Origin of the sequence: Chitinophaga sp. (assembly GCF_036569125.1) — a bacterium.
In the GTDB taxonomy this organism is placed as follows: domain Bacteria; phylum Bacteroidota; class Bacteroidia; order Chitinophagales; family Chitinophagaceae; genus Chitinophaga.
Genome location: NZ_DATCRF010000052.1, coordinates 1 through 26,675, shown reverse-complemented (window position 1 = coordinate 26,675; position 26,675 = coordinate 1). Strand labels below are relative to the sequence as shown.

20 protein-coding genes are annotated in these 26,675 nt (G+C 48.6%); 13 read left to right on the top strand and 7 right to left on the bottom strand.

What is annotated here, in order from left to right; genetic code table 11:
* Window positions 1-841, bottom strand: an 841-nt coding sequence (locus tag VIM87_RS01800; RefSeq protein ID WP_331995316.1) for a helical backbone metal receptor, incomplete at its 3' end; no start/stop codon positions are given.
* A 462-nt stretch (window positions 842-1,303) separates the two neighbouring features.
* On the opposite strand from VIM87_RS01800, the gene VIM87_RS01795 reads away from it, so the two are divergent.
* Entirely contained in the window at window positions 1,304-1,555 is a 252-nt protein-coding gene (locus tag VIM87_RS01795) for a hypothetical protein (protein ID WP_143080873.1), read from the top strand.
* Here the strand turns inward: VIM87_RS01795 and VIM87_RS01790 are convergent, their stop codons facing one another.
* Together VIM87_RS01790 and VIM87_RS01785 are read right to left on the bottom strand one after the other, a co-directional pair.
* Window positions 1,556-2,425 (bottom strand): DUF4249 domain-containing protein, encoded by an 870-nt coding sequence (locus VIM87_RS01790; RefSeq protein ID WP_331995315.1) that lies wholly within the window; start codon window positions 2,423-2,425, stop codon window positions 1,556-1,558.
* Between the two features lie 10 nt (window positions 2,426-2,435).
* A complete protein-coding gene (locus VIM87_RS01785) occupies window positions 2,436-5,081 on the bottom strand; it encodes a TonB-dependent receptor (RefSeq protein ID WP_331995314.1) in 2,646 nt (881 codons plus the stop codon).
* A gap of 263 nt (window positions 5,082-5,344) precedes the next feature.
* Between VIM87_RS01785 and VIM87_RS01780 the strand changes: the two genes are divergently transcribed.
* Both VIM87_RS01780 and VIM87_RS01775 read left to right on the top strand, forming a co-directional pair.
* On the top strand, window positions 5,345-6,373 hold the full coding sequence (locus VIM87_RS01780) for a quinone-dependent dihydroorotate dehydrogenase (protein WP_331995313.1): 1,029 nt from the start codon (window positions 5,345-5,347) through the stop codon (window positions 6,371-6,373).
* Window positions 6,374-6,399: 26 nt separating this feature from the next.
* Window positions 6,400-7,167, top strand: a complete 768-nt coding sequence (locus VIM87_RS01775; protein WP_331995312.1) for a TerC family protein — start codon at window positions 6,400-6,402, stop codon at window positions 7,165-7,167.
* 208 nt (window positions 7,168-7,375) lie between these two features.
* On the opposite strand, the gene VIM87_RS01770 is transcribed toward VIM87_RS01775, so the two are convergent.
* From VIM87_RS01770 to dnaB, 3 genes are all read right to left on the bottom strand, one after another.
* Complete coding sequence (locus tag VIM87_RS01770; RefSeq protein WP_331995311.1) at window positions 7,376-8,089, bottom strand: RsmE family RNA methyltransferase; 714 nt, start codon at window positions 8,087-8,089, stop codon at window positions 7,376-7,378.
* 15 nt (window positions 8,090-8,104) lie between these two features.
* Entirely contained in the window at window positions 8,105-9,466 is a 1,362-nt protein-coding gene (locus tag VIM87_RS01765) for an MATE family efflux transporter (RefSeq protein WP_331995310.1), read from the bottom strand.
* Between the two features lie 90 nt (window positions 9,467-9,556).
* Window positions 9,557-11,131 carry a replicative DNA helicase gene (dnaB, locus tag VIM87_RS01760; protein WP_331995309.1) on the bottom strand — a complete coding sequence of 525 codons (1,575 nt, stop codon included), beginning with the start codon at window positions 11,129-11,131 and terminating at the stop codon, window positions 9,557-9,559.
* Between the two features lie 536 nt (window positions 11,132-11,667).
* Here dnaB and pheT point away from each other — a divergent pair.
* From pheT to scpB, 10 genes are all read left to right on the top strand, one after another.
* The gene (gene pheT, locus VIM87_RS01755) at window positions 11,668-14,100 is read left to right on the top strand and encodes a phenylalanine--tRNA ligase subunit beta (RefSeq protein ID WP_331995308.1); all 2,433 of its coding nucleotides are present in this window, start codon (window positions 11,668-11,670) and stop codon (window positions 14,098-14,100) included.
* 78 nt (window positions 14,101-14,178) lie between these two features.
* Complete coding sequence (locus VIM87_RS01750; protein WP_331995307.1) at window positions 14,179-14,487, top strand: hypothetical protein; 309 nt, start codon at window positions 14,179-14,181, stop codon at window positions 14,485-14,487.
* A 25-nt stretch (window positions 14,488-14,512) separates the two neighbouring features.
* The gene (locus VIM87_RS01745) at window positions 14,513-14,806 is read left to right on the top strand and encodes a cell division protein ZapA (RefSeq protein ID WP_089906332.1); all 294 of its coding nucleotides are present in this window, start codon (window positions 14,513-14,515) and stop codon (window positions 14,804-14,806) included.
* A 278-nt stretch (window positions 14,807-15,084) separates the two neighbouring features.
* A complete protein-coding gene (gene rny, locus VIM87_RS01740; protein WP_331995306.1) occupies window positions 15,085-16,650 on the top strand; it encodes a ribonuclease Y in 1,566 nt (521 codons plus the stop codon).
* A 96-nt stretch (window positions 16,651-16,746) separates the two neighbouring features.
* Window positions 16,747-17,565 (top strand): hypothetical protein, encoded by an 819-nt coding sequence (locus tag VIM87_RS01735; RefSeq protein WP_331995305.1) that lies wholly within the window; start codon window positions 16,747-16,749, stop codon window positions 17,563-17,565.
* Between the two features lie 62 nt (window positions 17,566-17,627).
* Window positions 17,628-18,254 (top strand): DUF1080 domain-containing protein, encoded by a 627-nt coding sequence (locus VIM87_RS01730; protein ID WP_331995304.1) that lies wholly within the window; start codon window positions 17,628-17,630, stop codon window positions 18,252-18,254.
* A 212-nt stretch (window positions 18,255-18,466) separates the two neighbouring features.
* Entirely contained in the window at window positions 18,467-21,469 is a 3,003-nt protein-coding gene (locus tag VIM87_RS01725; RefSeq protein ID WP_331995303.1) for a TonB-dependent receptor, read from the top strand.
* 18 nt (window positions 21,470-21,487) lie between these two features.
* Window positions 21,488-23,113 carry a RagB/SusD family nutrient uptake outer membrane protein gene (locus tag VIM87_RS01720; protein ID WP_331995302.1) on the top strand — a complete coding sequence of 542 codons (1,626 nt, stop codon included), beginning with the start codon at window positions 21,488-21,490 and terminating at the stop codon, window positions 23,111-23,113.
* Window positions 23,114-23,390: 277 nt separating this feature from the next.
* Window positions 23,391-24,284 (top strand): ATP synthase F1 subunit gamma, encoded by an 894-nt coding sequence (atpG, locus tag VIM87_RS01715; RefSeq protein ID WP_331995301.1) that lies wholly within the window; start codon window positions 23,391-23,393, stop codon window positions 24,282-24,284.
* 152 nt (window positions 24,285-24,436) lie between these two features.
* Entirely contained in the window at window positions 24,437-25,603 is a 1,167-nt protein-coding gene (scpB, locus tag VIM87_RS01710) for an SMC-Scp complex subunit ScpB (protein WP_331995300.1), read from the top strand.
* A 134-nt stretch (window positions 25,604-25,737) separates the two neighbouring features.
* Here scpB and VIM87_RS01705 read toward each other — a convergent pair whose 3' ends face one another.
* Entirely contained in the window at window positions 25,738-26,565 is an 828-nt protein-coding gene (locus tag VIM87_RS01705) for a purine-nucleoside phosphorylase (RefSeq protein WP_331995299.1), read from the bottom strand.
* Between the last annotated feature and the right edge of the window lie 110 nt (window positions 26,566-26,675).

Here is a 26,675-nt window from a genome sequence, read left to right as displayed (position 1 = left end):
GCTTTATGCTTTCTTTTAGCTTTTCAGACAACACTTTAACCGCCTCTATCACACGCGGCCCAAAACCAGACAGGAGCTGCCCATCCATAGCAATGATCTTTTGCTGCTTGCCGGCAGTGGTTTGCGGAACCCCCGGCACTTTCAACAACCCGGTTACCCCGCCTACACTTTCCAGGCCGGTGTCAAATAATAAGATCACATCCGGGTTGGCAGCTACCAGCGCTTCGGTTGTAAGCGGTTTAAAATCTTTAAAACCACTGGCGGCATTTTTTGCACCGGCCAGCGTAATAATTTTATCCAGCGGTGTTTCCTGGCCGGCTACCATCATAGTACCGGCGCCACGTGCATAAATGAATAATACTTTTTTGGCCTGCGGGATCACCCTCAGCGCCTGTTGCTGCTGATCCAGCTGTTTGCAAAGGGCTTCGCCTTTTTCGGAGGCCTGCAAAGCAGCCGCTATTTCACGGATCAGCTTTTTGGTTCCCTCTACAGAATATTCCTGCTGCAGCACCAGGGTTTTTACACCGGTAGCATTGAATTGCCCGATCACTGCCGGCGCCAGGAAATTGGAAGTAGCCAGGATCAGATCCGGTTGCAGGGCCAGTACAGGCTCAGCAGAAATGTTGCGGTTATGCCCTACTTTAGGCAGCTTTTGTACGGAGGCCGGGTAAGTGCTGGTCACATCCACCCCTGCCAGCGATCTTTCAAAACCCAGGGCGCACACTACTTCCGTAACGGTGCCGTTCAGGGATACAATGCGGCGCTGCGCCTGTGTGGCAGCAGCAAAAAAGAGGGAACACAATAATAATATGAGCAGGGGCCGTAGCCGGATTAGTTGCATAATAAGCAGTTTGATCTAATTAGTGGTATGGATTAAAAAAATGGTTGACCCTACCCGGGGTTTGGGCCAACCACCACCTACCAGGAACACTTTACTCCGCCATGTTCCGGCAAGTATCTTCAGGGGCAAACTAATCCCGGTACCGTACAAGGTATAGTACGGCGGGTACGTTTCTTAAAACAGCAGATTCATGTGAATATCAGGGCCTGCCTGCGTGTAAGCGGATTTTACACGGGAGCAGCAGACGGCTACATTCATGCGGCGGAGTAAAGGAGCAGGACAAAGCTACGTCATGAAAATGTAAAACGTTAATCAAATCGGGAATTTAAACCGGGCTCATTTACGCAAAAAGAAAAACTGCTTTGCCCACTTTTGAACCAAACCGGCTAAAAATTGTTTTATTCTTTACGGCCCTGCGCTGATTACAATACATATCCATTCATTAAACCACACATCACTATTATGGACTGGGATGAAATTCTAAATCCGCTATCGCCTCTATACCAGGATGCCATGTATGAGCAGCAGCAGCTGGTAAGCATGCAGGACGGCCTGATAGAAGCTACCAAGAAAATGATCGAAACGGTGTACCCACAATTATACCACCTGGAATCAGAGGGTTATAAGGAACTGGAATCTGTAATTATTACGGAATGCGTAAAATTTTCGTGTAAGATCAACGAGGTAATTAACCGGTATCATATTAATGATTGATCACTCCTTCACCTTACAGGTAATGCGTTTTGCATACATGCCAGCTACTATGCCATACCCATTTGCAACGTTGGAGTAAACTTTTACCGGCTGCGCCAGGAAGTTGCCTTCCTCCTGCGTGTCCTGCTGATCATCCAAACTTTTAAGATAACGGTATCCCTGCTCTGTTAAGCCAACCACTTCTGCTATCATATATTTGTAGGTAACAGGCTGGGAAGTTTGCAGCACAAAAACAATGCTTTTGCCGGAGATCCGCTCATCCTTTATTACCAGGTCCTGGTAATAGGCATTGCTGATAATGTCGGCAAAGTCGTTATTAAAGGAAGGATCCAGGCGGTACTCAATGCGGCTCAGCGGACGGATGGCTCCATCCGTACTGTCTGCTGCGTAAATATGAATGCGGTAATAATTGATAACATTTGCAGGGTCTTTCAGAGTGAAGTATAGCTGGCTGGCTGTTTTCTGCGCAAAAAGACCGCTCACTTCCGGCTGGGCAGGGATGCTGTCTGTAGCGGTTACAGCGGTTAAGCCTGTAGCAGCGGCCGTTACCGTATAAGTTTTTCCCGGTTTGATCACACTGTCGGACACAAAATACCCCCGCCCGTTTACCACCTGGTGATGCACGGCCGAAAAGGGCCGGCCGTTTTCCAGTATGGTCACCTGCGCATTAGTAAGCTCTGTAAATTCCGGATCATTGCTGGATACCACCGGCTCGCTTTTAGTTACGCGGATGTAAGCCACACTATCAACCAGCATAAAAGTGTTCAGCACAATTTTATCGCCTTCATAAGGCAGGTTCAGCCGGGCTTTTTTGTCGCAGGCGGTAAGCAGCATTACTAACCCTATAGAATATACGATAATAAAACGCATAAACAACTTTTTAAAATTTAACTGAATAGGAAATACTGGGCAGTATGGGCAAAATGGTTTTTTGCGCCAGGTACCGTTCTTTTGCAACCGGGTCTGATTTCACGTAATAATAAAATGGGTTCTTCTGATTATAGGCATTATACAGGCTCAGGTTCCAGCTCTTGGTCCACAACCTTTTCTTTTTAGTGTAGGTAACACTAAGGTCCAGGCGGTGTATATTACTGGTGCGGAACTGGTTGCGCTCGCCCAGCTCATCTGCCCTGGGCGGTACTGGCTGCTGCGGATCATAGGGTGATGGCTCCTGGATCCCTTCATAGCTGGCAACCGGCAGCGTTAAAGGTTTGCCGGTTGAGAACTGCCAGCCGGCCGATATTTCCCAGTTCTTATTAAACTGGTGTATAACCATTAGCTCCAGGTTATGCCGTGCATCATATTTATACGGGAACCGTTTACCTTTATTCACTTCTGCAAACTGCCGGTCAGACCAGGCCAGTGTATATCCCAGCCAGCCTTTGGTTTTACCCTGCTTTTTCTCCAGCAGCACTTCCGTACCATAGCTGCGGCCATGACCAATGATCACCTGGTCATCCCATTTTTTACCGGCAGAGCTAAATGCTGAAGCATACTCCGTGTACTCGATCACGTTATTCATAGTTTTATAATACCCTTCCAGTGAAAATTCATACTGGTGATCTTCCGTGGTTTTAGCTATGCCTATAGTGAGCTGTTTTGACAGCATGGGTTTTACCTTGGGTGTAGAAGGCACCCAGAGGTCTGTAGGCAGGTTGCTGCCGTTATTGGTAAGCAGGTGAATGGGCTGGTACATATGCGTGTACGCCGCCTTTAAGGCCCAGCTTTTAGGCAGCAGATAACGTAAGCCCAGCCTGGGTTGTACGGAACGGTAAAAACGTTTCTCCACCAAAAAACCGGCAGCATGCAGGCCTGCATTCAGATGCAGGTCAGGGGTCAGCTGCCAGTCATCTTCCCCGTACAATACCATATCCACCCCTACAGTGCTAAAGTTATTATAGGAGGTATCCGGAAGGGATGGCATAGCAGAATCATCTTCAAAGAAAAAAGTACCGGGCTTAAAGATATGCGTGGTAGAGGCCACTCCAAACTTAACAGCATGGCTGGGGCGTGGGCGGTAATCAAAATCTATTTTGCCTACCGCATTCTGGATCCGGGAAGTATAACGGCCATACAGCTGCGAGTGTTCATTGATCGTATAGGATTGAAAATTGTAATGGTAGTGAGTAAGGAAAAAGTATTGTGAATAATTGAACGTTACGTTGGAAAACAGGCGCTGGTTAAATACATGGTTCCAGCGCAGCGTGCCGGTAAGGTTACCCCAGCCCAGCTTAAAGGAGCTTTTCTCCCGGTAACGCCGCTGGTCCGGCGCATCAGTGTTTTCATAATCATGATCCTGGCTTATGATCAGCGCATCTTCCCCGCCAAATGCGCTCAGGTAAAGCCGGTCTTTGGGAGAAAAAATGTGATTGATACGTGCATTGGCATCATAAAAAAAAGCATAGAAGTCACCGTTTTCACCAAGATCCATTACACTCTTTACAGCGTCGTCCATTAACAGGTCAATATAAGAGCGGCGGCCGGAAAGGATGAATGAAGTTTTATCCTTCCACAACGGCCCTTCTATCATAAACTTGGCGGCAATGGTGCTGATGGAAACCTCGCCGTGATAATTTTTCATATCCCCATCCTTCATGGAAACATCTATAATAGAGGATAACCTGCCGCCGTAACGCGCCGGGAAAGCGCCTTTGTACAGGTCTGCATTTTTAATAATATCCGGGTTAAACACGGAGAAGATGCCGAACACATGTTCCGAATTAAATACCGGGGTGCCATCCAGCAATATCAGGTTCTGATCCGGGCTGCCGCCCCGTACGCTCATACCGCCGCTGCCGTCTGCGCCTGCCGTTACACCGGGCAGGCTTTGCAGGGTACGCATTATATCGGCCTCACCCAGCAACCGGGGCACCGCCTCTATTTCAGAAACAGGAATATTTACCTTGCTCATCTGGGTTTGCTCCTGTAAATGCGCCTTCATGTTTTCTGTAACCACTATTTCCTGTAAGCTGTTGGTGGGCTGCAGGCCTATGGCAATTTGCCGGTTACCGGTAGCCGGCAGCTTATAACGTTGCGGGGTATAACCTATATAAGAGGTATAAAGGCTGCTGGTATCTTTTTTCAGGGTAATACTATAAAAGCCATATTGGTTGGTAACCGTACCGGCCCGTTGGGCAGGACAGTAAACCGTGGCGCCGATGAGCTTTTCACCGGTGCGCGCATCCTCCACATACCCGCTAATCGTACGCAGGGGCTTACTTTTCATTGTCAGCACAACCTGGTTGCCTATGCGGGAGCTGGAAATATCATAAGGCTCAAATAAAAGCTCCAGCACTTTCTTAAGCGGTTTATTGCGCACTTCCAGCGTTATACGGTGTGAAAGGTCTACTACATCGCGGCTATACGAAAAATGGATACCATAATTTTTTTCCAGCAGCTGGCAGGCCACCAGCAGGGGTTGATCTTTCAGGCTAAGCGTTATTCTGGTATGCCAGTCCCAGGCCAGCACCTGCAGCGGAAAACAGCACAACAGCATTCCAAGCAGCAGCTTCGCGGTTAGTGACATAGATACACTGATCGTTTGATGGTTAAACAGTTTATGTGACATACTACAGAATAGCCAGTACAGCGGGGCATAAAACCACCCGGCCTTCTCTTAATGAGACGTACCGGTACAGGCATTCCCCTATTCCGGGCTCAAAAATAGAATAATAATAGCGGAAGTGCAGGCATCCAATACGTTAAATCGGTACATAAGCAGTTTATACCTGCCAACATGCCCCGGTGTACCCGCAAATTCACCTATTAGTTTTTATCTTTGCACCACACATGTATCAACTTATTAAGCAACTGCTGTTCAAATTTCCCCCGGAAAGCATTCACCATAGCGTAATGCGGGGCATTAAGCTGCTTCATGGCCTGCCACTGGGCAAAACCATCCTGAATGCCGGTTTTAATACCAAAACCACCGGCCTGGAAAAAGAGCTGTGGGGACTTACCTTCCGCAACCCGGTAGGCCTGGCAGCCGGTTTTGATAAAGATGCCCGCTATACCGACGAACTGGCCAGCCTGGGATTTGGATTTGTAGAAATAGGTACGGTAACGCCCCTGCCGCAGCCGGGTAATGACCAGCCCCGCCTTTTTCGCCTGCCGGCAGATAAAGCCCTCATAAACCGTATGGGCTTTAATAATGAAGGCGCCGTTGCAGCAGCCAAACGCCTGCTAAAACGCCGCTCCAATATTATTATAGGAGGAAATATTGGTAAGAATAAGGTAACCCCTAACGAGGAAGCAGTAAGCGATTATGAAAAATGCTTTCATGCCCTGTTCGATGTGGTGGATTATTTTGTGGTGAATGTAAGCTCGCCCAATACGCCCAACCTGCGCGCCCTGCAGGAAAAAGAGCCGCTGAAGCAGCTGCTGCACCACCTGCAGCTGCTGAACCAGCAAAAAAGCAAACCCAAACCCATTTTACTGAAAATAGCACCCGACCTCACCACGGAACAGCTGGATGATATCATTGAAATTGTGCAGGAAACCAGGCTGGCCGGCATTGTGGCTACCAATACCACCATTAGCCGGGAAGGGTTGCAAACACCCGCCGCTGAAGTAGCAGCCATAGGCGCAGGCGGCTTAAGCGGCCTGCCGGTAAAAGATAAGTCCACCGCGGTGATCCGCTATATTCATGAACGCGCGGGCGGACAAATACCCATTATTGCAGCCGGCGGTATTTTTACGGCTGCCGATGCCCGGGAAAAGCTGGATGCCGGCGCTTCCCTGGTGCAGGTATATACCGGGTTCATTTACGAAGGCCCTGCCATTGTTAAAAATATTTGTAAAGGATTGCTAAAAGGCTGATCCTCCATTCATCAACTCATACCATCATGGAACAATTGTTCACAACAGAATCCCTCATCAGCTTACTGACCCTGGTGCTGATGGAAGTTGTACTGGGTATTGACAACGTTATTTTCGTATCCATTGTTATGAACCGCCTGCCGGAGCAGAAACGCCTGCAGGCCCGCCGCATCTGGATGTTTACCGGTATAGGCGTACGCGTTATACTGCTGCTGTGTATTGGTTACATTGTACGTGCGGTGAACCCGCTGTTCCACATAGGCAGTCATGGGTTTAGCCTGCGCGACCTGATCATGCTGGGCGGTGGCTTATTCCTGCTGATTAAAACCACCCGTGAAATTCACCATAAGCTGGAAGGAGAAGAAGAAACGCTGAATGTAAAAGGAGGCGGCAAGCAGCTATCCCTGCTGAATGTAGTAGGGCAGATCATTGTAATTGATACCGTGTTTTCCTTTGATAGCATTATTACCGCCGTGGGTCTGGCCAAACAGGTGCCCATTATGATCATTGCGGTGATCATAGCCATGATCATTATGTTCCTGTTTGCCCCCCGCATCAGCGACTTTATACATAAACATCCTACATTGAAAATGCTGGCCCTCTCCTTCCTGGTAATGGTAGGCGCCATCCTGATCATAGAAGGCTGGGACGCAGAAAGAGCGCATGACCTGCACTTAAAGAACTACGTATATTTTGCCATGGCTTTCTCCTTTGGTGTGGAAATGCTGAACATGGTGATGCGCAAGAAAACAACGAAACCGGTAGAGCTGCGGGAGCCGAAGGTGAAAGAGTGATGTGCGGATGTGCAAATGTGCAGATGTGCAAATGGGGAGGGAATGTGCTGATGTGCTAATATGCTAATGTGCTGGTATTTGTTGAGAATTGCATTTCGCTAATTCACCAGCATATTAAAGCACTTATGTGTATAAGGGTGCTGGCATTTGTTGAGAATCGCATATAATCATACTCACCGGCACATTAGCATATTAGCACATCAGCACATTAAAAAGCATTTATTGAGTTCATCAACACACACGCCACCACCCCGGCGGTTTCCGTGCGTAAGCGTGTATTGCCTAAAGATACCGGCTGAAAGCCCTGCCCCAGGGCCTGTTCAATTTCCGCCGGGGTAAAATCGCCTTCCGGTCCTATTAATAATAAGGTATCCAACCCGGGCTGCATGGCCTGTTGTAAATGCGTTTTTTGCTCCGGTAAGCAATGCGCTATAAAAAGCTGGGCAGCGGCAGGCTGCTTTACCAGGGTCTCAAATGCAACAGGAGCGGCCAGTTCCGGCAAATAATATTGCTGGGATTGTAGCATAGCGGCTACCAGTATATTCTCTAAACGTTCTGTTTTAAATTTTTCTTTTTCCGTACGATGGGTAAGCAGGGGAATAATACCTTGTATCCCTATTTCCGTGGCTTTTTCCAGGAACCACTCCATACGGCTGGCATTCTTCGTAAAGGCAATGGCTATACGTAAAGCGGGTGCGGGCGCCGGCAGGGTTTCACATTGCAACACCTGCACCATGCATTTTTTCCGGTTGTCGTCGGTGATCGTGGCCGTAAACTTTTGCCCCTGCCCATTGGCCAGCAGCACCTGCTGCCCCTTTTCCTTTCGCAGTACCTGCACACAGTATTTAGAGGTAGGCTCGTCCATTGTGTAAGCAGTAGCAGCAGGGTCCAGGCCTTTGGCGTAGAAAACAGGTAATTCCATGCTAAAAATTAAGGATTAATTTGAAATAACAGCCTCCGGCAAAGGAATATGCTTGCGCGTTTTAACCTGGAAGCGGATGAACAATAACACGGAAGCCGTGAGCAGCCCCAGTAACAGCCCCCACCAAATGCCCTGTATACCAAAGTTCAAGTGAATGCCCAGTAAATAACCAATGGGCAAACCCAGCCCCCAGTAGGCCAGCAGCGTAATAATGGTAGGCACCTTTACATCGCCCATACCTCTTAATATGCCTAAGCCTACTACCTGTGTACCATCAAACAGCTGGAAAAAAGCAGCAATAATAAGCAGGTGGCTGGCAATCAAAATTACATCCGGCTCTTTAATATACATCAGCGGCAGCAGATCATTACCCAGCATAAATACCAGGGCCGCAGTGCCCATCAGCACCAGCACCATATGGTAGCTGGCAATGGCCGACAGGCGCAGCTCCCGGAACTGCCGGGCCCCAAAGAAATTACCGCTTTTAATACCTGCTGCGGCAGATACGCCGCTGGCCATCATGTAGGTCATGGTTGCCAGGCTAATGGCTATCTGGTGGGCAGCCTGCTCACGCGCGCCTATCCAGCCCACCATTACCACGGCGCCGCTAAAAGCGCTTACCTCAAACAGGTATTGCAGCGCCACCGGTGCGCCAATACCCAGGATCTTTTGTATAGTGGCCCGTGATACATCCCTGAAATGGAACTCCTGCAAATAGGGCTTGAACCGCGGCGCCCTGAGCACATACCAGCCCATGGCAGCTGCCATCAGCAAACGGTCTGTTAAGGTAGCAATACCCACGCCTATTACCCCCATACGCGGTAGGCCAAACAACCCGAACACCAGTGTAATACCCAGCAGAATATTGATCACATTCCCGATAATGCTGATGTTCATGGCCTGCCGGGTAAAGCCCAGCCCCTCTGCAAACTGTTTAAACGATTGGTAGATCATTAACGGGAAAAAGGAAAATCCCAGGAACTGTAAGAAGGGCTTGGCCTGGGTAGCTACCGCCGCCGGCTGGTCCAGCAACGGTATGTAATAGCTGCCGGTAACAATTACCGCGCATAATAATAACCCAACAGTTATATTGATCAATAAGCTTTGGCTTAACAGGCAACCGCAATAGGCCCGGTTTCCCCGCCCGTTCTCCTGCGCTATCAGCGGCGTTAGCCCATAAGACACGCCAATACCCGTTACCATAAAAATGGTAAAAATGCTGTTGCCCAGGGAAACGGCCGCCAGCGGCACCTCGCCGGTATGGCCTATAATAATGCTGTCCGATAAGCCTACCACGGTATGCCCCAGCTGGGAAATAACCACGGGGTAGGCTAAACGGAAATTATCTTTATAAAACGGTTTGTATTTCGAAAACATGGAACTGGAATAGTATGATGCTGATACAAAAAGAAAAAGAGAGAAGTGCCCCTCTCCCTTTTCTTAAAAATTCTTTTACAGTACCGGAATTTAGAAAGGAGCGTCCTCCAGCCCTTCATCATCAAAATCCATATCGTTCATTTTAGAACCTTTCTGGATAAATACCTTGGCTTCATCGTTACCGCCGCCCTGGCGCAGGCCTGCATACGGGTTGCCGCCGCCACTGGGACCGCCGCCGCCTTCCAGGCTGCCATCGTCCTCAAAACGCTGGAACTCCAGCACCGCGCGCAGCTTAATGGTATCCAGCTGACCGTTACGGTGCTTGGCTATACGCACGTGTGTTTCACCTTTATTGGATTCGCCCATTTCATTGGCTGTAATTTCGTAGTATTCAGGACGGTACAGGAACATTACCATGTCCGCATCCTGTTCAATGGCGCCGGATTCACGCAGGTCACTCAGCTGCGGCATCTTGTTGCCATCCTTACGTTTTTCCACATCACGGCTTAACTGCGATAGCGCTATCACCGGTACATGCAGCTCTTTTGCCAGGCCTTTCAGATCGCGGGAGATTTTACTGATCTCCTGCTCACGGTTGGTGTTACGGCCTTCGCCGCCACCGCTCATCAGCTGTAGGTAGTCAATGATAATTACCCCTACGCCGTGGTTATGCACCAGCCTGCGGCATTTGGCGCGCAGCTCAAAAATGTTCAGCGCCGGCGTATCATCAATAAAGATGGGCGCCTTGGCCAAACGTTCAATACCGTGCGTCATCAGCTTCTTCATCTCATATTCTTCCAGCTTACCACGGGAAATTTTTTCCAGCTTGATCTCTGATTCCGCGGACAGGATACGTTGTACGATCTGCCCGGAGGACATTTCCAAGGAAAACACTGCAGCGCCTTTGGCAAAACGCGGGTGCAGGGCCGCATTCCTGGCCAGGTTCAGCGCAAACGCGGTTTTACCTACTGAAGGACGGGCCGCTATGATAATAAGATCCGTGGGCTGCCAGCCATAAGTAACCTTGTCCAGCGATGGGAAGCCGGAAGGTACCCCCGTAATATCGTCGCCTTTATTACGCAGGTCCTCAATACGTTTCATGGTATTCACCAGTACGCGGTCTATGGAATCATAGTTCTTACGCAGGTGATTATTGGTAATTTCAAACAGTTTGGATTCCGCACCATCCAGCAGGTCAAACACATCGGCAGTATCTTCATACGCTTCGCTCAGTATTTCGCCGGATATACGTATGAGCTCCCGCTGAATAAATTTCTGCAGGATGATACGCGCATGCGCTTCAATATTGGCAGAGGAAACAACGGTGTTGGTAAGCCGGGTAACATAAAAAGGCCCACCCACCATTTCCAGTTCTGCGGAAGACTTCAGTTCTTCCACCACGGTAAGGATATCCACCGGCATGGATTTAGCGGCCAACCGCTGCATAGACAGGAAAATGCGCTGATGCGCCTCCACATAAAAACATTCCGGTTTCAGGATCTCTATCACGGTATCAAAAGCGCCCTTTTCCAGCATGATGGCCCCCAGTACGGCCTCCTCCATATCTTTAGACTGTGGTGGTATTTTCCCGTATACCATGCTGGATACATCAATGGACGGCTTCCTACGTACATCTTTACGGTCTTTCTTGAGATTAAGATCCATTTATGTTCAAAGAATTAAGAAAAATGAATGAAATAGATTGATTACTGTACTACTGTTATGGCTTGCTTCCCCAATGGGTCCTACAAATTTTTAGCATCCCGGTATTCAGTTCTTCTTTAACAAATTGTAAACTTTTTTGAGCTGTAAAAACTAAGGTAAACGCATTTTTTCATTAAAGCCGTACCATAAGCGGATAATATTTATAAAACATCACGCACACGATATTCACACGCAAATTGTCAGTTATCCACTGACTGCAATATGGTTATCCACCAATTGGCACCAAAATACCCTGCAAATTTCCGATTATTCACACACTTTGTGTAAAAAGATTTTCCACATATTCCTTGGACCGTAATTCACATGTCCGGGGAGAAAAGTCCCGGCGCGTTCGCCGCTCACGATCTATTTCAATGCCTGTTTTTGATGGCCAACGGCCTGTTTTCCCTCTCATAAACAGCATAACAGGCTGTGGACCAAAGACCGTGGACTGTGGACTTTTTAATTATCTTTACACCACTTTATTATCTTGTAAAATGACTATTTCTTACAATTGGCTTTGTGAATATTTGCCGGTACAGCCCTCACCGGAGGATTTGTCTGTTATATTAACGCGTATAGGCCTGGAAGTGGAAAGCCTGGAAAAATTTGAATCCGTAAAAGGCAGCCTGGAAGGGCTGGTGATAGGCGAAGTGCTGACGGCGGTACAACACCCGAACGCAGATAAGCTGAAACTGACCACCGTAAATATCGGCGGCCCCGAACCGCTGAACATTGTATGCGGCGCACCCAATGTAGCCGTAGGCCAGAAAGTGGTGGTAGCCCCTATTGGCGCTACTATTTACCCGGTAAGCGGCGAGCCCATGACCATGAAAAAGGCAAAGATCCGTGGTGAGGAAAGCCAGGGCATGATCTGCGCAGAAGATGAAATTGGCCTGGGCAGCAGCCATGCCGGCATACTGGTGCTGGATGCAGCCTTACAACCCGGTACTCCTGCCCGCGAAATATTTAAACCCGTACAGGACTGGATATACGAAATTGGCCTTACCCCCAACCGTATGGACGCTATGAGCCATATAGGCGTGGCTAAGGATGTATGCGCCTATTATAATAACCTGGAAAATACCCGCCGGTACCAGGCTAAGCTACCCGTAATACCGGAGCTGCCTAAAGCAGCAACGCCATTACCCATTAGCGTTAGTGTGGAAAACACTGCCGCCTGCCCCCGCTACGCCGGTATATCCATTACCGGGGTGCAAACCGCCCCCTCGCCGGACTGGCTGCGCAATAAATTATTAGCCATTGGGGTACGGCCTATTAATAATATAGTAGACATCACCAATTTTATACTGCACGAAACCGGGCAGCCCCTGCATGCTTTTAATGCAGATGCCATTACCGGCAATAAAGTGATCGTGAAGAACCTGCCTGCCGGAACGCCCTTTGTAACGCTGGATGGCAAAGAGCGTAAGCTGGATGCCGCAGACCTTATGATCTGCAATGGTAACAGTGAGCCCATGTGCATAGCCGGCGTATTCGGCGGCCTGCACTCCGGTGTAACAGATACTACGCACAACATTTTCCTGGAAAGCGCCTGCTTTACCGGCACAGGCATCCGCGCCTCCTCTTTCCGGCACGGCCTGCGTACCGACGCCGCTACCCGTTTTGAAAAAGGAGTGGATATATCCAATACCGTATTTGTGCTGCAACGCGCCGCCGCCCTTATTTGTGAGCTGGCCGGTGGTAAAATTGCGTCTGAAGTAACAGATGTTTACCCGCAGGCCAAACCTAAAACGGAAGTAACCGCTACCTGGGCCTATATTAAAAAGCTGAGCGGCAAGGAATACAGTAAAGAAAAGATCAGCAACATATTAGCCAGCCTGGGTTTTGAAATACTGGCGGAAACATCCGAACATCTGAAGGTGAACGTACCCTACAGCAAACCGGATATTTCCATACCCGCGGATATCGTAGAAGAAATAATGCGGATCGATGGCCTGGATAATGTGGAGATCCCCTCCCAGGTGTTGATTACCCCGGCCATTACGGCCAGGCCCGACCGGGAAGCAGTACGCGAAAAAATAGCCGGTTACCTGGCAGGTAACGGTTTTAATGAAATATTCACCAACTCCATTACCAACAGCAAGTATTTTACGCCGGAAGTGCTGGAGCGCACGGTGAAAATGATCAACAACCTCAGCGCAGACCTGGATGTAATGCGCCCCTCCATGCTGGAAACCGGCCTGGAAAGCGTAGCTTATAACCTGAACCGCAAAAATGAGGACCTGCTGTTCTTTGAATTTGGTAAAACCTACGCCACCACCGGCCAGGGCAAGTACCAGGAAACAGAGCACCTGAGCCTGTACCTTACCGGCCATAAAAGACCGGAAAGCTGGCTATATGAAGCCGCCCCGGTAGATTTTTATTTCCTGAAAGGGTATGTTGGCAATGTGCTGGCCCAGCTGGGCATCCGCTCATTACAATGGGCCGAGCTGGAAGTGGACGGGCTGCAGTTTGCCTGGCAGATAAAAGGTAACGGCCAGCCCCTGGTGCAGCTGGGCGCCGTATCCGGCTCCAAGCTGAAGCAGTTTGATATCAGGCAGCCGGTATGGTTTGCCGATATTAACTGGCAGGCTGTTTTGGCCGCCTTACCAAAAAAGGATACCTTTTACAGCGAAATTCCGAAATTCCCGGCCGTACGCAGGGACCTGGCGCTGGTGCTGGACAAACAGGTACGGTTTGCGGATGTGGAAGCCGCTGCACGCACCGTGAAATCGGCACTGCTGCAACATATCAATTTGTTTGACGTTTTTGAAAGCGAAAAGCTGGGAGCCAACAAGCGCTCCTACGCGGTAAGCTTTACCTTCCAGGATACGCAGAAAACGCTTACAGACAAAGAAATAGATGCTGTAATGGACAAGCTGGTAAAAACTTTTGAAACACAACTGCAGGCGCAGATAAGAAAATAAGTAAATGTGCAGATATGCAGATGTGCAAATGACAAACCATCTGCACATTCGCACATCTGCACATCCGCACATTGAATAATGTCTCTGGAGCAACACATACAACGCATTGAAGAAAAGCTGCAACTGCTGCTGAAAAAGCTGCAACAGGAGCAGGCGGAAAATGCGTGGCTGAAAGAGCAGCTGCAGCACCAGCAGCAGGAGGCACGGGTACAGCAGCAAACCATTATTCAGCTGGAACAAAAGCTGCACCTGGCCAAAATAGCTACGGTAGCAGCCGGGCCGCCCGCCTCCCCGGAAGAGGATGAGGACTTTAAAAAGGAAATGCGCACCAGGATCAACGACTATATAAAAGAAATAGACCGTTGTATAGCGTTATTAAACAGTTAGCCGGGAAAAGTGTTAATTAGTAGTTATGGAACAACTGATTCCTGTAAATATAGTAGTGGCAGACCGCTCCTACCGGATCAAGATCAAACCGGAAGAAGAAGAAGCCGTACGCCGCATCATGAAAGAGGTGAATGACAAGATCATTGAGTTCAAAACGGCCTATGCCGGTAAAGACCTCCAGGATTATATTGCCATGGCGCTGATCATGTACGCTACCCACCCCGTTACCAGTGGCGGAAAGGCACAGGCAGAAGGAGCACCCTATTTACAGGAAAAATTGCAAAGGCTGGAAGCACTGTTGGATGAGCAGTTGAAATGATGTGCGTTTTTTGATTGTGTTGGGATCTTTTGAAAAAATAGATTAACAGGGAGTAATATAAATTTATTTCATTAATTCGTAATCAACTGAAATAAAGCAGCTTAATTACTTACCATTTCGTTAAAGAAGTTGTAAAACAGGCTATTTACACTGTTCTGCATACCCGCACATCGCACATCTGCACATTATTTTTGTTATTTTCGCGCGTCAAGTTCTACCACCTCCCGGAAAAGGCGGTGATGAAGAATGCAATATATATTCAATTTTAAATTTTTTGTATGGATACAACTGTAATAACAGCAATAGCCGCGGTGGTGGCATTGGTAATTGGAATAGTGTTAGGTAAGGTGATATTTGCCAAAAACACGCAGCAGAAGATACAGGATGCAGAGCAACAGGCCCAAAAGATCATAAGTGATGCCCAGATAAGTGCAGAGAACCTGAAGAAAGACAGGTTACTGGAAGCCAAGGAAAAATATCTGCAGTTAAAAACCGAGCACGAAAAGGAAGTGTTGCAGCGTAATCAGAAGCTGGCCGATTCGGAGAACCGCATTAAACAGAAAGAGTTAAGCCTGAACCAGAAGAACGAGCAGCTGCAGAAACAGGTACAGGAAAATGAAGCCATCAAGGAAAACCTGAACCGGCAAATGGAGCTGGTAGCCATTAAACGCAATGACCTTGAAAAACACCAGGAAGAACATATCCGCCGCCTGGAAAAAGTAGCCGGCCTTACCGCAGAAGAAGCGAAGCACCAGCTGGTGGAAAGCCTGAAGGAAGAAGCCCGCAGCCAGGCCCTGGCCCACATCCAGGAAATTATTGAAGACGCCAAGAGCAAGGCCAATAAAGAAGCAAAGAAGATCATTATACAATCCATCCAGCGTACGGCAGCTGAGCAAACCATTGAAAACGCCATTACCGTATTTAACCTGGAAAGCGATGAAATTAAAGGCCAGATCATTGGCCGTGAAGGCCGTAACATACGCGCCATTGAAGCAGCTACCGGTGTAGACCTGATCGTGGACGATACCCCGGAAGCCATCGTATTATCGTCCTTTGATCCCCTGCGCAGGGAAATAGCCCGCCTCTCCCTCCAGCGCCTGGTACAGGATGGCCGTATACACCCCGCCCGTATTGAAGAAGTAGTGGAAAAAACCAAGAAACAACTGGAAGAGCAGGTAATGGACATTGGTGAAAGGACCGTGATAGAGCTGGGCATCCATGGCCTGCATAAAGAGCTGGTGCGCCTGGTAGGTAAAATGCGTTTCCGTTCCTCTTACGGACAAAACCTGCTCATGCACTCCAAAGAAACCGCTAACCTGTGTGGTGTAATGGCCGCAGAGCTGGGCCTGAACCCCAAGCTGGCCAAACGCGCCGGCCTGCTGCACGATATTGGTAAAGTGCCGGATGAAGAAACTGAGCTGAGCCACGCCCTTTTAGGCGCCAAGCTGTGTGAAAAATATGGCGAGCATGCTGCCGTAGTGAACGCCGTAGGCGCCCACCATGATGAAATGGAAATGCAGTATGTAATTTCCCCCATTGTGCAGGCCTGTGATGCCATCAGCGGCGCACGCCCCGGTGCACGCCGCGAAATTATGCAAAGCTACCTGCAGCGTATCAAAGACCTGGAAAACCTGGCCCTGGCCCACGACGGTGTGGAAAAAGCCTACGCCATACAGGCCGGCCGCGAGCTGCGCGTAATTGTTGAAAGTGATAAGGTAACAGACAGCGATGCCGACCGCCTCTCTTTTGACATTGCTACCAAAATTCAAACAGAAATGCAGTATCCCGGACAGATCAAAGTAACGGTGATCCGCGAAAAACGCGCCGTGAACGTTGCCCGGTAATTGCTAAAAAGGATAATAAAAAAGTCCCGTTCGCCACCTGGTGAACGGGGCTTTTTTTTATGGGAATTTGTAGCTTAGCCTAAATATTGTTTACCCATGTTCAACCGCCCTTACCTATACCTGGCTGTTATAACAGTAATGGCCATATTTTCCTGTGGAAAGTCTGATAACCCGCAACCGGAAACACCGCAGGTAGATAGTTTATACGCTAAGTTCATCTTACCCGTAGCTCATGGATTTTATGCCACCACCACCGGAACAGTGATGTACAACCCCGGAGGCAGCGGCATGATCGGGTTCAATTATCTGAACGGACGCCCGAATGTGCGCACCGGCGGATGGCTGCCCATAGCAGTCAGCAGCGGTTTCAGCTATATATTCAGCCCTCTGGTGTATGATACCGTGGTGTATAACGGTAACAATGTTACCCTTACCACCTATTACCACGGAGCTGATATTATTATGGATCCCAACCCGCGTAACCTGCTGCTGGAAAACGGCCGGTTAAAACGCATTATCAAAACCCCTGATACCACCTATTTTTACTATAACGCTAAAAACCAGCCCGTTAAAACAGAAACGTTCAGCCGGGGCGCGCACATTACCCGCAGCTTTGTTTTTGATAACAGCGGCAATCTACAGAACGTAAAAAGCACCAGCGTTTCCCGTTACGATGATCAGGTTGTTTACCAGGAGGAGGAAACCTTTACCGGTTATGATAATAAGCCTAACCCGCTGAAAGGCCTTTGGCTGTGGGATGATCTTTATTACCGCACCCTGTCGGCCAACAACTTCTCCGGTTACACGTACAACCAAAGTACCCTGCAAAACGGGCAGGTAGTGGCTACCGCTCACCAGCAATCCAGCATTCCCCTGTTTTATACTGCTGCCGGTCAGCTGGATTGTACCCGCTAACTTTCATAGAAATGCTTATCTTAAGGCATTGTGAATCATTAATTCCTTAACTAAGCAGCATCATGAAAAAATTCACGTCATTACGCTACTACCTGGGAGCCGGGTTGATGGCCATCGCTTTATTATGCCTTGCCACTAATACACAGGCGCAGAAAACACAAGCCTTATTCAACGGTAAGAACCTGGATGGCTGGAAAATTTACGGAACAGAAAAATGGTATGTGGAAGATGGTTTCCTGGTATGCGAAAGCGGCCCCGATAAAGAGTATGGTTACCTGGGTACCGAAAAAGAGTACAAAGATTTTGAGCTTACCGTGGAATTTAAGCAGGAGGCCAACGGCAACAGCGGCGTATTCTTTCACTCAAGTATAGAAGGCACTAAGATCACCGGCTGGCAGGCCGAGGTAGCCCCGCCCAATATGCACACCGGCGGTATCTATGAATCTTACGGGCGCGGATGGCTGATACAGCCTACGGCCGATAAGGAGCAATACCTGAAAATGGGGGAATGGAATACCATGAAAGTGAAAGTAAAGGGCAATGAGGTAACCACCTGGCTCAATGGGCATGAAATGATCACTTTAACTGATGAAAAAATAGGCGCCCGCAGCGGGCAGATTGCCTTGCAGATCCACTCCGGGGGCGGTATTAAAGTAAGGTGGCGCAATATCCGCATCCGCACCCTGTAATTCCTCAGCATATTTTCAAACAGCACACAAGCGGCCATGAGCGGCCTGTTCCTTTTGGATGAAGCTTGTGTGCTGTTTTTTTGTTTTCTTTCTGCAATCGTTTGCATTTTCCACAGAAATATCTATCTTGGGTACATGAACTGTTAAATTGTGTTAAAACTGTAGTCGTTTTTGAACCAAACCGCTAATCGTTAAATAGAAATTCACACGGTATGAAGAACTTGTTACAAACGGGGGGACTGTTGCTGTTTTTGCTATGCCACCACCTCGTCATCCACGCACAAAACACCACCACTATTCAGGGAAAAGTTACAGATGCTAAATCCGGCGCTCCGCTGCCGGGAGTAACCGTATCTGTAAAAGGTAAATCTACCGGCGCCCAAACAGACGGGCAGGGTAGCTATAAGCTGCAGGTACCTGCCGGCGGTAACACACTGGTGTTCTCTTTTATCGGCTATCTTTCACAGGAACAGCCTATTAACGGCCGCTCCAGTGTTGATATTCAGCTGGCCGAAGACCTTAAGAAACTGGAAGAAGTGGTAGTAGTAGGTTATGGCGCCCAAAAGAAAAAGGACGTAACCGGCGCTATTGCCTCCATTAATGCCAGATCCATACAGGAAGTATCTGTTACTAACCCGCAACAGGCGTTGCAGGGCCGCGTGGCAGGTATTGATGTATTGATCAATAGTAACAAACCCGGGGATGAGCCCCGCGTACGTGTACGTGGTAACCGCTCTATTACTGCGGGTAATGATCCGTTGTATATTGTAGATGGTATTCCGTATGCAGGCAATCTGAATGATATTAATCCCTCGGATATTGCCTCCATGGATGTGCTGAAAGATGCATCTGCTACTGCCATTTATGGTTCCCGTGGCGCCAACGGCGTTATCCTGGTAACCACGCAAAGAGGTAAATCCTCCTCTCCTGTCCGCGTTACCTATAATGCGGACTATGGCATCATTAAGGCCCTGGGCGAATCAGATATGATGGATGCTACCCAGTATACCAACATGCGCCGGGAAGCTAACCGCGCCATTGGCAAGTATAATGATAACAATCCCGACTCTTCCGATGCAGCCGTTTTTAATGCCACCGAGTACGCCAATATTAAAAGAGGCGTAAATACCGACTGGCAAAAGCTGCTGCTCTCTTCCGGCTGGCAAACCTCCCATAACCTGGGCGTATCCGGCGGTTCAGAAAAAACCAAATATGCGGCCAGCCTGGGATATTTTAAACAACAGGGCGTATTCAAGCTGCAAAGCTATGAGCGCTATAATATACATCTGAACCTGGACCAGGAGATCAGCAAGCGTGTACGCGCAGGCGTATCCTTACTGGGCACTTACAGCAAACGCCGGGGGGAAACCTATAACGGCATGAGCGCAGCGTTAAAAATGCTGCCCATTGCAGATCCGTATGATGCTAATGGCAACCTGATCATACTGCCCACCGGCGATAGCCAGCAGCCCAATGCCCTGCTGGATTATGTGCCCGGCAACCGCGTAGAGGACCGCACCCGCTTCCGCCTGTTCACCAGCCTGTATGGCGAAGTGGATATTATAGACGGGCTTAAATACCGCCTGAATGTAGGCCCGGATATTCAGCAAAGCAACTACGGCCTTTTCCAGGGTAAGAACAATACCGACCTGCTGATAGGCGGCGGTGATGCTACTGCCCAGAAGACCAACTACACTACGCTGGCTTACACGGTAGAAAACCTTTTAACCTATAACAAAGTAATACATCAGAAACATAACATTGGCGTTACTGCCCTGTACAGCGTACAGCGCCAGCGGGAAGATTCCAACAACGCCAGCGTAAGAGGCATCCCTGTAGAAGCGCAGCAGTTCTACAACCTGGATGAAGCCGGCAACGTAACTGCGCTGGGCAGCCAGCTGGGCACCTGGACCATCCTCTCCTACATGGGCCGTATTAACTACGGGTTTGATGACCGTTACCTGGTTACCTTAACCCTGCGTGCAGATGGTTCCTCACGCTTTGCGCCCGGAAAACAATGGGGCTATTTCCCTTCTGTGGCCCTTGCCTGGAACATGACCAATGAAAATTTCATGAAATCCGTTACCTGGCTGGATAACCTGAAACTGCGCGCCAGCTATGGTAAAATAGGCAATACCGGTATTCCGCCCTATGCGACCCAGGGCTCACTGTTACGCAGCCCTTATTCCTATAACAACAAGGGCGTGCTGGGCTACATTCCCAATCAGCTGCGTAATCCCAATCTTACCTGGGAAACTACCAGCTCTGTGAATGCAGGTTTTGATTTCAGCGTGTTTAAAGGCCGTGTAACCGGTAGCGTGGATTGGTACCGCCAGAAAACCAGCGACCTGCTGTTAAACAAGCTGCTGCCTATCAGCAATGGTTTTGGCTCTGTGCTGGTGAATGTGGGTGAAACCCAGAACTCAGGTGTGGAAATTGCTTTGTCCACCGCTATTATCCAGAATCCCAACGGCTTTAACTGGAACATGGATGTGAACTTCTTCACCAACCGTGAAAAAATACTTTCCTTAGGCAATGGCGCTAAAAGCGATCCGGGTAATGCCTGGTTCATTGGCGAGCCTATCACAGTGTACTACGATTATCAGAAAGTAGGCATCTGGCAAACCGAAGCAGAAGCGCAGGTGTACCAGCAGCACCAGGGTGAGATCCGCCTGAACGATGTGAATAACGATAAAAAGCTGGATGCCAATGACCGCGTGATCCTGGGCTCCCAGCAGCCGGATTGGTCCGGTGGTATGACACAGCGCTTCTCCTGGAAAGGCATAGACCTCTCCATTGTAGCATTTGCACGTATAGGCGGTATGGTTAAAAGTGATTTTTACCAGAACTACAATACCCTGTTCGGCCGTTACAATAACCTGGATGTGAACTACTGGACGCCATCTAACCCAACCAATGATTTTCCACGTCCTAACCGTAACCAGGAGCGGCCTAACAACTACACTTCGCTTAGCTATTTTGACGGTTCTTTCTTCAAGATCCGCAACATAGGCGTAGGCTACAACCTGCCGGAAAGTTTAATGAAACGCTGGGGTATGCAGGCATTACGCGTACATGCGGATGTGAAACAACCGCTGATCATAGCGCCTTACCGCCAGAAATACAAAGGCATTGACCCGGAAGACGTGACCACCATTTCCGTGGATGCACCAGCCACCTGGATGCTGCAGTTTGGTTTGAATGCTACTTTTTAATGTTAAAAAACGAACGTTATGAATACTGGAAAAATATGCTGGTTAATAGCGCTGCTGGGCTTTGCAGCAGTAAGCTGTAATAAGATGCTGGAAGAAAAGTTGGTATCTACTGTAAACGATGATTTCTATAATACGCCCAGTGGCTTTACCGCGGCCGTGAACGGCTCTTATGTGGCCATGCGCAGCTTTTACAGCACAGAAAGAGGCATGACGCTTTCTGTATTTGGTACAGATACCTACACCAATGGCTCTGATGGTGATTTTAAATTTGCAAATCAATATACTTCCCAGCTGGACGGCCGTTATGCCCACCTGCGGGAATTATGGAATACCACTTACCAAACCATTAATACCTGTAATGTGGTGATAGGCCGGGCGGATAAGATCCCGAACCTGGATTCTGCAGTTAAGAAGAATGGGGTGGCCCAGGCACGCTTTTGCCGCGCGCATTATTACTTTATACTGGCGCAGATGTTTGGCGCTGTGCCTTTAAACCTGCAGGAGAATACAGAGATCAAAACAGAAGCGCACCGTGATTCTGTAGGCAGTATTTATAATGCCATTATTGATGATCTGCTGTATGCGGAACAGAACCTGCTGGATGCGCCTTCTGAATGGGGCCGCGCCAGCAAACCGGCTGCAGAGCACCTGTTGGGCCGCGTATATTTAACCCGCGGCTATACCGCCTATAAACAGCCTACCGACTTTGACAATGCCGCCAGGTATGCGCAAATTGTGATCAACAATTATGGCTTTGCGCTGCTGCCGGATGTAGGCCAGGTTTGGGCCCAGGGCAAGGAAAATAACCCAGAAACCGTATGGGCTGTGCAATATACTACCGATGCCCTGTACAACTCCAGCGATAACAATGCCTGCCGCTTTTTCCTGATGCAGTATGATATACTGGCCGGTATGAAGCGCGATCTGGCCAATGGTACGCCCTGGAAGCGTTTTAAGCCTACAAAGTTCCTGCTGGATACCCTCTACCAGGAACGTGTACACGACACCCGTTACGAAAAATTCTTTACTTCAGTATGGCGCGCCAACAGCGCTACGGCAAAATTGAAAGTAGGCGATACCTCTGTATGGATGCCGGGTTATGATGTAACGGATGATATGATCAAGAGCAAGCCTTACCTGCTGGTGCCTCCCCGTAACTATACGCTGGTGCTGTACCCATCCCTGAATAAGTTTGCAGATGCCATGCGCCCGGATAACCAGGCCTCCGGCGTAAGGCCCTTTATTGCCTTCCGCCTGGCGGAAGATTACCTGAATGCCGCAGAAGCGCTGGCCATGAAAGGTGAAAAAGGCGCAGCGGTGACCCTGTTGAACACCCTGCGTATGCGGGCCGCCAGGGTAGGTGCTACACCGGAAGAAACCACTGCTCATAAAGATGCCATGAAAATAACCGAAGCCCAGGTAACGCTGGATTTCCTGCTGGATGAAAGGGACCGTGAAATGGTAGGCGAGCAAACCCGCTGGTTTGACCTGAAACGTACCGGCAAGCTGCTGGAAAGGGTAAAGCTGCATAACCCGGATGCCGCTAAGAATATATTGCCCAAACACCTGCTGCGGCCTATTCCGCAGGACCAGATAGACCGTGTAAGCAACCCGGGCGATTTTCCGCAGAACGACGGATACTAGCATTAATTACGAATTGCTCAATTACGAATTACGAATTGAGTACCTTATAAAGGAAGTCCTGCAGTAAAATGCAGGACTTTTTGTTTATTCTTATACGCGTCAATCACATTCGTAATTCGTAATTAAATAATTCGTAATTATTTTACTATGAGCCACTTATAAAAGTACTGGATAATCTCCTTTACGATTTCCTAATTAGGCTGGCAATACTTACCTTTGCAGCCAAATTGAGCGGGGTTCCCCCATTATATTAGTAATTGAAAATTCATAATTAAAAATGTCCGGACAGCTTAAAGAAGTTCGTAACCGCATAAAATCAGTACAATCCAGCCAGCAGATCACGAAGGCTATGAAAATGGTGAGTGCCGCCAAATTAAGGCGTGCGCAGGACGCCATTTTACAGATGCGCCCGTATGCTGTTAAGCTCCAGGAGATCCTGCAGAACATTGTTTCCAGCACAGAAGGCGATATTGATATGGCCCTGGCTAATCAACGTGCCGTGGAAAAAGTGCTGGTTGTGGTAATTACTTCTGACCGCGGGCTGTGCGGTGCATATAACTCCAACCTCATTAAGCTGGCCAAGCAGCTGATCCGCGAAAAATACGCGGAGCAATATGCCAAAGGCCAGGTGCAGATAATGCCCATTGGCAAAAAAGGCTGGGAACATTTTGTAAAAAATGGTTACAAGATCAATGACCAGTACTGGCACCTGTTTGCCGATCTGAATTTTGATCACGTAAAACAGGCCGCTGCCATTGCGCTGAACGGTTTTATCAAAGGTGAGTATGATGCCGTGGATATTGTGTACAGCCAGTTCCGCAACGCCGCTACCCAGGTATATGTAGCAGAGCAGTTCCTGCCCATTGCCAAAGTAGAAAATAAAGAAGGGGATGCTAAACAGAAGATCAAAGCTGATTATATTTTTGAGCCTGAAAAAGAAACGCTGATCGCGGAGCTGATGCCCAAGATCTTAAACACGCAGTTCTTTAAAGCCATCCTGGATGCACATGCCTCAGAACATGGCGCGCGTATGACAGCCATGGATAAAGCTACAGAAAATGCCAATGAGCTGCTGCGTAACCTGAAACTCTCCTACAACCGCGCCCGTCAGGCTGCCATCACTACGGAACTTACAGAAATTGTAAGTGGCGCCGCCGCTTTGGCAGGTTAAAAGTGAAGGTTATTCACAACAAATCAACATCAAAAAATTTCGATTTCTTACATAACGTCAAAGACTGTAACTTTCGGTCTTTGACGTTTTTGTTTATAGCACGCGCAGGTTTTAACCGCCTGTGAGGCTGTAATGTTGCAAACTAATTATCAATGGAAATCTCTCAGATCATACCGCATGTTGAATCACTGATCTTTGCTGCAGACAGGCCCCTGCCTATGCTGGAACTAGTAGATCTGCTCAATAATGCTTTAGCTTTTTTAGAAGACCGTGCTACTTTAGACCAGGTGGAAACTGCCGTGGAAGCCATCCGTGAAAAATACCTGTCTGAATTTTATGCATTTGAAGTGCGGGAAAGCGGCGGAGGTTACCAGTTCCTTACTAAAAAAGATTATTACCAGACAGTAGCGCAGCTGAACGGGGAAAAGTTCCTGAAACGCCTTTCTACTGCCGCACTGGAAACCCTGGCCATTATTGCTTATAAACAGCCTATTTCCAAAGGTGAAATAGAACATATACGTGGGGTGAGCTCTGATTACTCTATTCAGAAGCTGCTGGAAAAAGAGCTGATCGTGATCTCCGGCCGTAGTGAAGAGCTGCCTGGTAAACCGCTGCTGTACAGCACTTCCAAGGCTTTTATGGATTACTTTGGATTGAACTCCCCTGCTGACCTGCCCAAGCTGCGTGAAGTATTTGATGAAGAAACCATGATACAGCCTACCCTTATCACCGACGAAGCATTTACAGATAATAATGGTGTGCTGATGGTATCAGAAAATGGGGAGCTGCTGGAAGATGCATTTATTCCAACTGTAAACATCATAGACGAAGCAGCCCACACAGATACGGTAACGGAAGTACCGCCTGTAGATATAGCAGCGGATGAGGATACCGATGTGGAAGCTACTACTGATGATGAACCCGTTGCTGATACGGAGGCTGATGATGAGGTAACTACTCCCGATATAGAAGCCATTGGTCCCGGCCCTGGAGATGATGAGGTGGAAGATGTGGAAGAAGATGATCTGCATGAGGACCTGGGGGATGATGAAGACGAGGAGGAAGAGGATGAAGACGAAGAAGAAGATCTCGATGAAGACGATGACGATGAAGAGGACTTTGATGAGGATGAAGATGAGGAAGATGAAGACGATGATGATGACAATGAAGAAGATGACGAAGATGAGGATGAGGAGGATGAGGGTGATGACGATGAAGCGGATGACGAAGATGAGGACGAAGATTTTGACGACGAAGATGAGGACTTTGATGAGGAAGATGAGGATGAAGAAGACGAAGATGACGATAATAAAAAATAATATAAAGAAGTCCCGCGGCCTGCGGGACTTCTTATTTATAGGCTATTTTGGAAAATTACAAATGCCCCATAATTAATTGATGACAAATTAATTAGTAGGATTTATAAATCTTGAGTGGCTTTTCTTCTTCCCTCCTATAGAATAATCCGCTTCACTACCTCCGCAAAAATGCCGCTCAGCTTTTCATCCGCCTTGCCCGCAACAGCAATGATCTCCTCAATAGAAACAGGATGCAGGTTATCCGGGTCACATTCATCCGTGATCACGGAAACAGCAGCACAGGGCAGTTGTAGCTGATTGGCAACAATCACCTCCGGCACGGTGCTCATACCCACCATATCCGCCCCGATCATCCGCAGAAAGCGGTATTCTGCACGGGTTTCCAGGTTAGGTCCCATTACGGAAACATATACTCCTTTATGCAGGGTGCATCCTTTATCCGCAGCAGCCTGCAACAGCAGCTGCCCCAGGTTTTTATCATAAGGGCGGCTCATATCCGGGAAACGGGGCCCGAAAGCCGGGGAATTTAATCCGCGTAAGGGGCTTTCCGGCTGCAGGTTAATATGATCATCCAGCAACACCAGGTCGCCCTTTTTGAAGGCTGGATTCATGCCGCCGGCCGCATTGCTAAGCAGCAGGTGTTGGATGCCCAATGCTTTCATTACGCGGATAGGAAACGTGATCTGCTGCATGGTATACCCCTCATAGTAATGAAAACGCCCCTGCATGGCTATTACCGGCACCTCCCCTATGCGCCCGAAGATCAGCTGCCCTTTATGCGATTCCACGGTAGATTCCGGGAAATGGGGGATCTCCTGATAAGGAATGCTTTTTTCGACCTGTATATGCTGCACCAGCTCTCCCAGCCCGGTACCCAGCACAATACCGGCTTTAGCCTGGTGATAGTTGAACTTTTGCAAATAAGCTGCCGTGTCATTGATCTGTTGTAAAAGTGTTTGCATGGCACAAAGAAAAAGGAAAATCAGGAAGGAAAAAACGGGAAAGCAGGTTTGCCGCCGGAACAAATGCCACATTTTACAGACAAATCATGGTAACCCGGAGTGGGTTTACC